Origin of the sequence: Flavobacterium frigoris PS1, from assembly GCF_000252125.1 — a bacterium.
Classification (GTDB): Bacteria; Bacteroidota; Bacteroidia; order Flavobacteriales; family Flavobacteriaceae; genus Flavobacterium; species Flavobacterium frigoris_A.
The window spans coordinates 361,774-373,503 of record NZ_AHKF01000010.1 but is presented as its reverse complement, the minus strand read 5'-3'; the positions used below and the strand labels follow the sequence as shown (position 1 = coordinate 373,503).

The 11,730-nt window shown below is 36.1% G+C and carries 8 protein-coding genes; 3 read left to right on the top strand and 5 right to left on the bottom strand.

Annotated elements, in window-relative coordinates:
- The 3 genes from HJ01_RS04030 to HJ01_RS04020 all read right to left on the bottom strand — a co-directional run.
- Nucleotides 1-860, bottom strand: an 860-nt coding sequence (locus HJ01_RS04030; RefSeq protein WP_040473667.1) for a thrombospondin type 3 repeat-containing protein, incomplete at its 3' end; no start/stop codon positions are given.
- 133 nt (nt 861-993) lie between these two features.
- Nucleotides 994-2,187: a glycine C-acetyltransferase gene (kbl, locus tag HJ01_RS04025; protein WP_007137024.1), complete on the bottom strand. Its 1,194-nt coding sequence runs from the start codon at nt 2,185-2,187 to the stop codon at nt 994-996.
- A 138-nt stretch (nt 2,188-2,325) separates the two neighbouring features.
- Nucleotides 2,326-5,487: a UvrD-helicase domain-containing protein gene (locus HJ01_RS04020; RefSeq protein ID WP_007137023.1), complete on the bottom strand. Its 3,162-nt coding sequence runs from the start codon at nt 5,485-5,487 to the stop codon at nt 2,326-2,328.
- 221 nt (nt 5,488-5,708) lie between these two features.
- Between HJ01_RS04020 and rbfA the strand changes: the two genes are divergently transcribed.
- Both rbfA and HJ01_RS04010 read left to right on the top strand, forming a co-directional pair.
- Nucleotides 5,709-6,101, top strand: a complete 393-nt coding sequence (gene rbfA / locus HJ01_RS04015; protein WP_007137022.1) for a 30S ribosome-binding factor RbfA — start codon at nt 5,709-5,711, stop codon at nt 6,099-6,101.
- Nucleotide 6,102: 1 nt separating this feature from the next.
- Entirely contained in the window at nt 6,103-7,302 is a 1,200-nt protein-coding gene (locus tag HJ01_RS04010; RefSeq protein WP_040473666.1) for an ABC transporter permease, read from the top strand.
- A gap of 130 nt (nt 7,303-7,432) precedes the next feature.
- On the opposite strand, the gene dusB is transcribed toward HJ01_RS04010, so the two are convergent.
- Nucleotides 7,433-8,425, bottom strand: a complete 993-nt coding sequence (dusB, locus tag HJ01_RS04005) for a tRNA dihydrouridine synthase DusB (RefSeq protein ID WP_040473665.1) — start codon at nt 8,423-8,425, stop codon at nt 7,433-7,435.
- A 286-nt stretch (nt 8,426-8,711) separates the two neighbouring features.
- On the opposite strand from dusB, the gene lepA reads away from it, so the two are divergent.
- A complete protein-coding gene (gene lepA / locus HJ01_RS04000) occupies nt 8,712-10,508 on the top strand; it encodes a translation elongation factor 4 (RefSeq protein ID WP_007137019.1) in 1,797 nt (598 codons plus the stop codon).
- 171 nt (nt 10,509-10,679) lie between these two features.
- Here lepA and HJ01_RS03995 read toward each other — a convergent pair whose 3' ends face one another.
- A complete protein-coding gene (locus HJ01_RS03995) occupies nt 10,680-11,612 on the bottom strand; it encodes a 1-phosphofructokinase family hexose kinase (RefSeq protein WP_007137018.1) in 933 nt (310 codons plus the stop codon).
- Nucleotides 11,613-11,730 lie beyond the last annotated feature (118 nt).

The window sequence follows — 11,730 nt, the reverse complement described above, 5'->3', positions numbered from 1 at the left end:
GGACAAGCATCATCTTTATCAGCAATACCATCTCCGTCAGTGTCAGGACAACCGTTTAATGCAGCTAAACCAAATACATCTGGACAAGCATCATTTCCATCGATAATTCCATCTCCATCAGTATCAGGACAACCATTGAATTCTTTCAAACCAGCAACTTCTGGACAAGCATCATCTTTATCGTAGATTCCATCTCCGTCAGTATCTTTTCCTCCAAATTTGAAAGTAAGACCAGCAGTGTGTTGAAAATGTGATGGTGCATCTGGTGTTCCTGAAGCATCTTCTCTATCTCCAAACGCTTTTTTGTATGACGTTTCAAGCGAAAAACCGATGTTATCTGAAAACCAAAAAGTTAATCCAGCACCTGGATTTACAGTACCATAACTACTATCTCCAAAGAAAGTATAACCTCCACCTACGTGTAACGAAGGGTCAATAACTTTAGAATTGATAAGGCTCATGAAGCTGTATTTAACACTAGCATCAATACCATAATACATTAAATCTCCTGGGTTAGATACTACATACCCTCTTGAATCATGACCAACAGCAGTAGGGTCAAATTTTACATATTTATCAATTTTGTTCACAGAACCCTGAACTCCAAAAGAGAAATTATCCCCTAAGTACTTCGATACACTGATGTACGATACAGAAGGAAGAACATTCCAGTTGTCTTTTACAGCAAAAGGTTGAGAGAAATGCTGATCTAACCATCCATTTCCACCACCAGCACTTGTTTTAGTGTCTACGGCATTAACTCCAAAAGAGACAGCCCATGGGTTGTTACTGTCTTGTGCGTGAGAGCTTAAGCCCATCACCATCATTACAGCAACTAAAATTTTGTTAAGATGTTTCATACTTAATTTTTTTGATTACAATTTAGTTAATTACACACAAAAGTAACGCGTAATTCTTTAACTACAAAAAGAAATGTTAAAAAAAACCTATATAAACCACCAAAAGTGGAAATTATACAACTTCTAAATGTAATTACACAACATTTAAAGACTCACCCACTTCGATAAATGCAGCTATAGCTTTATCCAAATGCTCTTTTGTATGTGCGGCTGACAGCTGAACCCTGATTCTTGCCTTATCTTTGGGCACAACAGGGAAAAAGAATCCAATTACGTAGATCCCTTTTTTAAGTAATTCATCAGCCATAGTTTGTGACAACTTAGCATCATAGAGCATAACTGGCACAATCGCAGAATCTCCTTCAACGATATCAAAACCAGCCTTTTTCATTCCGTCTTTGAAATAATTTGTATTCCATTCCAACTTATCTCGTAAAGTAGTGTCTTTTTCTAAAAGTTCAAAAACTTTAATCGATGCTCCAACAATAGCAGGTGCTAAAGAATTAGAGAATAAATACGGTCTTGAACGCTGACGCAACAATTCGATGATTTCTTTTTTAGCGGTCGTATATCCGCCCATTGCTCCTCCCAAGGCTTTTCCAAGAGTTCCAGTGATGATATCGACTCTTCCCATTACTCCTTTAGCCTCAAGTGTTCCTTTTCCTGTCGCTCCAATAAAACCGGCAGCATGACATTCATCTACCATAACCATCGCATCATATTTATCCGCTAGGTCACAAATTTTGTCTAACGATGCTACAATACCGTCCATAGAAAAAACACCGTCAGTAACTATTATTTTAAAACGACTGCCCGATTCATTTGCTTTGATTAGTTGTTGTTCTAAATCGGCCATGTCGTTATTTGCATAACGGTAACGTGCTGCTTTACACAAACGAACTCCATCAATAATAGAGGCATGATTCAAACTATCTGAAATTATAGCATCTCCTTCTCCAAATAAAGGTTCAAAAACCCCTCCGTTTGCATCAAAAGCCGCCGCATATAAAATAGTATCTTCCGTCCCGTAAAACTCAGAAATCTTTCTTTCTAATGTTTTGTGAATATCTTGTGTACCACAAATAAAACGTACAGATGACATTCCGAATCCATGAGTATCCATTGCATCTTTCGCCGCTTGGATCACCTCTGGGTGTGATGATAATCCTAAATAATTATTTGCACAAAAATTCAAAACCGTTTCTCCTGTCGAAACCGTGATTTCAGCATCTTGCGGTGATGTAATGATTCTTTCTTTCTTAAAAATCCCGTTATCTTCAATTGTTTGTAATTCGTTTTGAAGATGTTCTTTAATTTTTCCGTACATAATTTATGGTGTATTTTGTTTCAAGTTTAATTTGTTTAAAGTTATCCTAACGCAAATAACATTGTTAAAATAACTATCCTTTTCTATTAAATTTAGTTGCTTTTGAAAATTTACTTTTGCGAATAATTCATTTTTACACTACAAATTTACTACATCAATTTGTTTTCCTATATAAATCAGTGCTTTTTTTACGACTTTATAACCCATTAATTCAATTGCATGTTGGTAATTCTCTAGTTGCTTTTGATATTTTGCATTATGAACCCCTGTTTTATAATCCAACAAATAAACTTCATCAATACTGGTTACAACCATTCTGTCAGGTTTTATTGTACTACCTTCTTTTTGAATAATGGTTTGTTCGTTTAAAACGGTATTCCCTTCCGCAAAGAACAATTCCAATTCCTTATGATTGACAATGTCCTGAATCGTTTGATACACCAATTCCTTTTGTCCAAAATTAATCAATCCGTTTTCGATTGCTTTATCAACAGCCAGTTCTACATCTTCTTTTATTTTTACAAATGAAAGAATTTCGTGCACCACATTTCCGTACTCGATTGATTCCTGCTGATACGTTCCCCACATTAACGCTTCTCGTTGGGCAATTTTAATGTTCTTGGGATTTAATGTTTCTGCAACTACTTCAATCTTTTTTGATGTATCTACATGTTTTGAAGCTGAAGATAATTTTGTCGGGCTGCCAAATTCATATTCGAATTTACCCTCTTCAAAACCATCCTTACTATTTAAATAATTAATAAAAAAAGTCGACATATTATTGGTCTTTACTTCTCCTTTATTTGTTAAATTCATATTGGATATAATATACAGTTGCTCTTCTGCACGGGTCAAAGCAACATATAAAACATTAATATTATCCAAAAGTTCTTCCTGCTTTTTTAAATCGTAAACTGATTTTGCTTCTTCACCAAAACCTTCCACAGCGCTACTATTGTCAATCAGAACTTTAGGCAAACCAAAATCCATTTCCGGAGCATCTAACCATAATTTATCTTTTGGTTTTCGGCTATAATCTTCCTCTGCAAAAGGCATAATCACTACTGGAAATTCCAGACCTTTTGATTTGTGAATGGTCATAATGCGCACAGCATTATTCCCTTCAGGTGACGGAATACTGAATTTCTCCGCATTCTTATCCCAAAAATTCAAGAAATCAGAAATTCCAGCTTGATTGCGTACATCACGCTCGAGAACGATGTCGAGAAAGTATTGCACATATGCTCCGCCGCCTTTGGCTAGCTTTGGCGACAAAAATTTGGATACAATAATCTCTACCGCTTCGTATAATGACTTTTTACGGATGTTTTGAAACGAAAGTGATATATCAAAACTCGTGAGCCAATTCTCAAATTCCAGTTCGTTTTTGTGCTCCATTCCTTGGGCAATGAAATCATGCACAGCTAATTTATCTTGAACATGCTCTGCGATATAATGCAGGAAATAAGCTTTTGCTTCTAAATCGGCGTTGTTTTTTAAGTATTTTAGTAAGTGAATAATCAAGCGCACTTCGGTCGCGTTTTGTATCATCAAGGTTTCTGAAGATAAAAGCGGAATATTTTGCTCTGTCAAATAATTAGCAATCGCGACACCTTGTCCACGTTTGCGCGTTAAAATGACAATGTCTTTGTATTCAAAACCATCCCGAAGGACTTTTTGAATTGTATTTAAAGTCGCTAAAACAAATAGTTCCGTTTTATCCAAAGCTTCTTCATCCTCTTCGGTCGTTTCTACTTTTGGAATAAAAGAAATATTCACATAACCGCCCGTTTTATTATTCGTTTTTTGATGGCTGTGATTTTCATACAAATCTTTGTAATCAGGATGCTCAAACTCACCAGACACCAATTTAAAAAATTCATTATTAAAGTCAATTACTTGCGAATAGCTGCGGTAATTTTTATCTAAATGCTCTAATTTTTTATCGGGGTTATTAAACGGATTGTTGTCTTTGCTTAATTCAATAAACTGCTCTGCTTTTCCGCCACGCCAACGATAAATAGACTGTTTTGGGTCGCCCACAATCATCAGAGTTCCTTTTTCTCCAAAATCATCTTGACCCGAAAGTGCATTATCGATAAGCGGAATCAGGTTTTGCCATTGCATTTCAGAAGTATCTTGGAATTCATCTATAAAAAAATGACGGTAACGTTCCCCTAATCGCTCGTATATAAAAGGCGCAGGCTGATTTTGAATTTCGCGGTGAATAATGGCGTTAAATTCGGTTATTGAAAGTACGTTTTGTTCTTCTTGAATTTTAGCCAATTCATTGCTCACCGTATTCAGTAATGAAAGTGGTGTTATATTTTTAAGAAAGGCTTTGTAGAAATCTCTTTTTTCGAAATTTTTATAAATCCTGGCTAGAATTTGGATTAATTCTGGAATTAGATTTTCTATTAAAGCGCGGTCTTTAGCAGTTTTATTGATGGCAATATCATCAAACTCGTGAAAAGTCTTGTTTTTCGGGTTGAATTTTCCATCACGAATACTAATTAAATGATTCGGAAACGTTCCTCTAGAAAACGACTTTAAATCGATTCCGTTATTTTCTATTAAAACTAATAGTCCTTCAGCTAACGAAGCATTTTCTTTGTCTAAAACCTTAGAGGTTTCGACTAATTTCTTTTTTATTTCGACGAAATCAGCAATGGATTTGTCATGAAAATGAGTAATCTGAGAACGGTGATTTTCATTCAGCACCAAGCGACCCGTATCTAGAATTTCGCGCGAAATATCCCAAGACTTATCATCATCGGTTTTTTCCATGGTGAAATCGATCAATAACTTGGTCAAAGTTTCATCTTCTCCAGCTTGAGCAATGATGGCATCTACAGCTTCAATTAATAAATTCTCAGTGTCCAAAGTCACCTCAAACGTCATGGGCAAGTTAAGATCATGCGCAAAAGCCCGAATCACTTTATGGGTAAATTTGTCAATCGTCGAAATATCAAAAGCGGCATAATTATGAATAATATGCTTGATGATTTGCTGCGATTTCGTTTTGATTTGGATAGTCGATAGCTCCGTGTCAATTGCTAAATCCTGCATTAAATCCTGTGCCTTTTGTGAAGGTTCATCTTTGGCAAATTCAGACAGACTTCCTACAATACGGCTTTTCATTTCGTGAACCGCTTTGTTAGTAAACGTAATGGCAAGAATGTTTCTATACGCATCGTTTTTGTGAGCTACCAAAATAATTTTCAGGTACTCTTTGACAAGTGCATATGTTTTACCGGAACCTGCGGAAGCGTCATATATGGAGAAAGAAGGTCTTTGCATCTGGATTTTAGATTTCTGATTAACGATTTTAGATTTCTGATTTAAACTCAACTTTCTAATTTCCCAAAAGCCGTAGCCCTAATGGAAACGGCATCCTTTCTTGCCAGTGGTTGGCAGGAATGATAAAGTGCACAGCAGGAAAAAGCTCCTAAAAACACAACTATTGCTAGCTAGTTTTTAAAATTTGTTTGTTTAATGTTTAAAAGTAGTATTTTTGCACTATGGAAACAAATAGACAGAAAAAAATAGGTGGGGTTATCCAAAAAGATTTGGTTGACATCCTACAAGGTGAAGTGAGAAAAAACGGAGTAAGTAATTTAATTATTTCGGTATCCAAGGTTACTGTGACAACAGATTTATCTGTGGCTACAGTTTATTTAAGCGTTTTTCCTCAAGACAAAGCAAAAGAAATTTTAGAGGCGGTTAAGTCAAATGCTAAAACAATAAAACACGATTTATCACAAAGAGTACGTTTGCAATTAAGAAAGGTGCCTAACTTGGTTTTCTTTATTGATGACTCTTTAGATTACATTGAAAAAATTGACAATGCATTATCAAACAGAGACAACCCAATTGAAAACAGGGATCTTTTAGAGAAACGCAAGCTGATATAATTTGAATTTTTCCCTTTACATAGCCAAACGTTACATTCTTAGTAACAGTAAAAACAATGCCATAAATATCATTAATCGCATTGCGAGCATGGGAATCATTGTGGGTGCGATGGCTTTGTTTGTGGTCTTGTCAGTTTTTAGCGGACTGAAAGTTTTTAGTCTTTCGTTTACCAATGATATCGATCCAGATCTGAAAATAAGCAGTACTCTAGGGAAATCCTTTTTTGTTACTCCAGAACAGGAAGCTCAAATAAATAAAATTGAAGGTATTGCCTCTTATTCTAAAATAATAGAGGAACGCGTTTTATTTGTTTTTGACGACAAGCAGGAAGTTACGTATCTGAAAGGTGTTGACCCCAATTTCAGTAAGGTCAACGCCATTAAAAAAACACTTTACAATGGTCAATGGCTTGAGCCGGACAGCTACCAGGTAGTTGTAGGTTACGGAATTGCACAAAAATTCTCGATGGGCTTGCTTGATTTCAATAAAAATCTGGAAGTTCTGGTACCAAAACCAGGAAAAGGCACCGTTGAAAATGCGGAACAAGCATTTAACAAAAGCGATGTTTTTCCAGTAGGAATTTATGCCATCAGCGAGGACTTGGACTCTAAATATGTATTTGCCGATTTAGGCTTAGCCCAAGAATTACTTGAATACAAAAACAATCAGATTTCAGGAATTGAGCTTAAAGAAAAAACTGGAGCCGACGAAGATGCCATTATCGACCAACTGCAAACCATTTTCAAAAATAAAATCACGGTAAAAAATAGAGCACAGCTCAACGAGTCGCTGTATAAAATGTTGAACACCGAGAATATTGCGGTGTATTTAATATTTACTTTGGTGATAGTTGTGGCACTTTTCAACCTAATCGGTGCATTGATTATGATGATTCTAGACAAAAAAGGGAACTTAAAAACGCTTTTTAATCTAGGAACCGAAATCAAGGATTTGCGACAAATATTTTTACTTCAAGGAACGCTATTGAGTATTTTTGGCGGGGTTATTGGACTGACTTTAGGAATTGCTATTGTACTATTGCAGCAACATTTCCAACTAGTTATGATTACACCTACACTAGCTTATCCAGTCGTTTTTACGTTAACAAACGTATTGATTGTTATGGGAACAATTGTTACTCTTGGCTTTATTGCTTCATTGATTGCGAGTAGCCGCGTGAGTAAGAAATTGTTAGAATAGATGAGTTGTAAGTAAAGACGTAGCGCAGCAGCTCTCCAGAGAACTAATAAGGCTATCTAAAATACGAATTCCACTAATTTACACAAATTAATTCGTGGAAATCAGTGGAATTCGAGTTTAACTATTCTTTTTAAACTACTTCGTAACCAGCATAAGCTTGTTCTATATTATTCAGAATTGCGAATAATTCGGCAGGATCGTCTTGTGTAACCAATTGTTGTTTGAAAGGTTTAAACGAATGAATTCCTTTGAAATAATTAGTATAATGCGGTCTTGTTTCCACTATACCTAATCTTTCGCCTTTCCATTCCATCGCCCAAGTCAAATGGTTACGCACTGCTTCTACACGATCAACGACAGTAGGCTTAGCCAAATGTTCTCCTGTTTTGAAGTAATGTTTGATTTCGTTAAAAATCCAAGGATATCCAATTGCGGCACGACCAATCATAATTCCATCAATACCGTATTCATTTTTATATTGCAATGCTTTTTCCGGACTGTCAATGTCTCCGTTACCAAAAATAGGCATGGTGATTCTAGGGTTGTTTTTTACCCGTGCAATATGAGACCAATCAGAGTGACCTTTGTACATCTGTGCACGAGTTCTGGCGTGAATACTTAAAGCCGCAACACCAATGTCTTGCAAGCGCTCCGCAACCTCATCTATATTGATCGAATTATCATCCCATCCCAAACGCGTTTTTACCGTAACAGGCAGATTTGTACTATCAATAACCGCTTGTGTCAAGCGTATCATTAAATCAACATCTTTTAATACTCCAGCTCCGGCTCCTTTGCAAACGACTTTTTTCACGGGACAACCAAAGTTAATGTCGATGATGTCTGGATTTACCGTTGTAACAATTTTAGATGACATGGCCATCGCTTCCTCGTCTCCTCCAAAAATCTGAATACCAACAGGTCGCTCATAGTCGAAGATATCTAATTTCATTCGGCTTTTTATCGCATCGCGAATCAGTCCCTCAGAAGAAATAAATTCAGAGTACATCATATCAGCACCATGCATTTTACACAACCTGCGAAAAGGCGGATCACTCACGTCCTCCATAGGAGCGAGAAGTAAAGGGAAATCTGGTAATTCTATGTTGCCAATCTTAATCATCTGCTTAAATTTTGTGCAAAATTACAACATTTAGATGAATCATAGAAAGTAGTTAACGAAAAGACTTATGACTTAACCTATTAGTTTACTAATTCTAGGCTTTGAACCTATTGATTTTAGCGTATATTTGCAGATTAATTGTCGCCATTTGCGATCGTGCGTGAGGGATAGAAGCGACATCCTTTTGTGAAGTTTGCGAAACAAAAGATATAGCGGATAGCCCGACTTTGCTGGAACGATAGTGGAAGCAAAGACACGCCCAAAAAAACTTGATACTATATAGAAGATGAAACATATAAGGAATTTTTGCATTATTGCACATATTGACCACGGAAAAAGTACACTTGCTGACCGTTTATTAGGGGCAACTCAAACAGTTACAGCTCGTCAAGAAAAAGCACAATTACTTGATAACATGGACTTGGAACGTGAACGTGGGATTACCATTAAAAGTCACGCAATCCAAATGGAATATACTTATAAAGGACAAGAATACATCTTGAACTTGATTGATACCCCTGGACATGTTGATTTTTCTTATGAAGTTTCTCGATCGATTGCTGCCTGTGAAGGAGCACTTTTGATTGTTGATGCAGCTCAAAGCATACAAGCACAAACAATCTCAAATTTATATTTGGCTTTAGAGAATGACTTGGAAATTATTCCGGTTCTGAATAAAGTAGATTTACCATCTGCGAACCCAGAAGAGGTAAGTGACGATATTATTGATTTGCTAGGTTGTAAATTGGAAGATATCATTCATGCTTCTGGAAAAACTGGTTTTGGTGTCGAAAATATTTTGGCTGCCATTATAGAAAAAATCCCACCTCCATCAGGAAATATTGATGAGCCTTTACAAGCTTTGATTTTTGACTCTCACTACAATCCTTTTCGCGGAATTGAAGTTATTTTCCGTGTGAAAAACGGACAAATCAAAAAGGGTCAGAAGATAAAATTCATGGCTACAGGCAATGAATATTTTGCAGATGAAATTGGTACATTAAAATTAAACCAAGTTCCGAAACAAGTAATTTCAGCAGGCGATGTTGGATATTTAATTTCAGGAATTAAAGAAGCTAAAGAAGTAAAAGTAGGAGATACCTTGACGGATGCAAAAAATCCAACAACAAATATAATTACAGGTTTTGAGGATGTAAAACCGATGGTTTTTGCTGGAATTTACCCTGTAGACACCGAAGATTATGAGGAGTTGAGAAACTCTATGGAAAAACTGCAATTGAACGATGCTTCTCTTGTGTTTTTACCGGAAAGTTCGGCAGCATTAGGTTTTGGTTTCCGTTGTGGCTTCTTAGGAATGTTACACATGGAGATTATCCAAGAGCGTTTAGAGAGAGAGTTCAACATGACTGTTATCACCACTGTTCCTAACGTTTCTTACCATGCGTTTACCAAGAAAAATCCTGATACTGTTTTGATTGTAAATAACCCTTCCGACTTACCTGAACCTTCTCGTTTAGACCATGTTGAAGAGCCTTTTATCAAAGCAACTATCATTACTAAAGCAGATTACGTAGGCAACGTAATGAGTTTATGTATCGAAAAACGAGGTTTAATTACCAATCAAACGTATTTGACAACAGAACGAGTTGAATTGACTTTTGACATGCCATTAGCTGAGATTGTATTTGATTTTTACGATCGTTTAAAAACGGTTTCTAAAGGATATGCTTCATTTGATTACACACCTATTGGAATGCGAACTTCTAATTTGGTTAAAGTAGATATATTATTAAACGCAACAATTGTAGATGCTTTATCGTCATTAATGCATACAGACAACGCTTACTCGATAGGTAAAAAAATGTGTGAAAAATTGAAGGAATTGATTCCAAGACAACAATTTGACATTCCTGTTCAGGCGGCTATCGGTGTAAAAGTGATCTCACGTGAAACCATTAAAGCGCTACGTAAGGATGTGACTGCCAAATGTTATGGTGGTGATATTTCTCGTAAGCGTAAATTACTTGAAAAACAGAAAAAAGGAAAGAAACGTATGAGATTAGTTGGAAATGTTGAAATTCCACAAGAAGCGTTTATGGCCGTTTTGAAATTGAATGATTAACTTTTTTTAGAGAAAAGAATATAGAAAACAGTAAAAAGAGAACCCTGATGATGTAAAAGTTGTCAGGGTTTTTTTATGGTATTTCAGTAGAGACGCACTTTAGTGTGTATGCCTAAATCTCGTGTCTATAAATCATACTTGTGTCTCTACAATACAATAATAAAACTACAATTATTTATCCTTCAACCATTCAAACAATCGTTTCGCATCTTCCAATTTAAATAACTGCGTTCCTTCGTTCATTGTTGCCGCTGAACCACAGGCAACACCCCAACGGATTACTTCTTTTAGGTTTTTATTTTGCGAAAGCGCCCAAACCATTCCGCCTACCATACTGTCTCCAGCTCCCACTGTACTTTTTTTAGCAACATTAGGAGCAGGGACATAATCATACGAATCTTTAGTTACCAGAACCGCACCTTGAGGACCAAGTGAAACAACTACAATTTCAGCTCCGCCTTTTTCAATAATTTGCTTGGCAGCATCATTGACTTCTTCCATTTCGAGACGCTCCACACCAATTAGTTTTGCTAACTCACCCACATTGGGTTTAATGAGATATACTCCAGTTTCCAATACCTTTTTCAATCCTTCACCTGAGGTATCAACAATCATTTTTGTATCTGATTTTTTTGCGATTTTAGCAATCTGTTGATAAAAATCTACAGACAAACCATCTCTCAAACTTCCGCTTACGACAATAAATTCCGCCTCAAGACCTTCAACAGTTTTAATAATCTCGTTTTTTTCAGCGTCCGTCACTGAAGTCCCTGGGAAATTAAAACGATATTGCGAATTGGTATTATCATCAACAGCTACAAAACTTTCTCTTGTCAAATTTTTAGTTTCAATACTTTGAAATGAAATAGATTCCTTATTTAAAATTTCTTTTATCATTTCGCCTGATGGTCCACCGGAAGCGATTACAGACAAAGAAGTCCCTTCCAAACGAGATATTGCTTTAGATACATTTATCCCTCCTCCTCCTGCATCATATAAAGGAGCTTCACACCTAATCTTTTGCTCCGGTACTAGTCCTGAGAAATGAGCGCTTTTATCAAGTGCTGGATTTACAGTTAGGGTTACGATTTTATGTTTTTTCATTGTAAACAGTTTTACTAATCTAAGATGCGAAAAAAATATTAAATCTCAAAACAAGTATTTACAATCATTTAGCGTTGATGGTGTCGTTTTTTATTAGACAAAACCTTTCCAACTTTGT

What these genes read in the sequence shown, in the direction of transcription:
- HJ01_RS04020 (WP_007137023.1), bottom strand. Translation starts at nt 5,487, where the DNA reads ATGCAAAGACCTTCTTTCTCCATATATGACGCTTCCGCAGGTTCCGGT.
- dusB (WP_040473665.1), bottom strand. Translation starts at nt 8,425, where the DNA reads ATGATTAAGATTGGCAACATAGAATTACCAGATTTCCCTTTACTTCTC.
- rbfA (WP_007137022.1), top strand. Translation starts at nt 5,709, where the DNA reads ATGGAAACAAATAGACAGAAAAAAATAGGTGGGGTTATCCAAAAAGAT.
- lepA (WP_007137019.1), top strand. Translation starts at nt 8,712, where the DNA reads ATGAAACATATAAGGAATTTTTGCATTATTGCACATATTGACCACGGA.
- kbl (WP_007137024.1), bottom strand. Translation starts at nt 2,187, where the DNA reads ATGTACGGAAAAATTAAAGAACATCTTCAAAACGAATTACAAACAATT.
- HJ01_RS03995 (WP_007137018.1), bottom strand. Translation starts at nt 11,612, where the DNA reads ATGAAAAAACATAAAATCGTAACCCTAACTGTAAATCCAGCACTTGAT.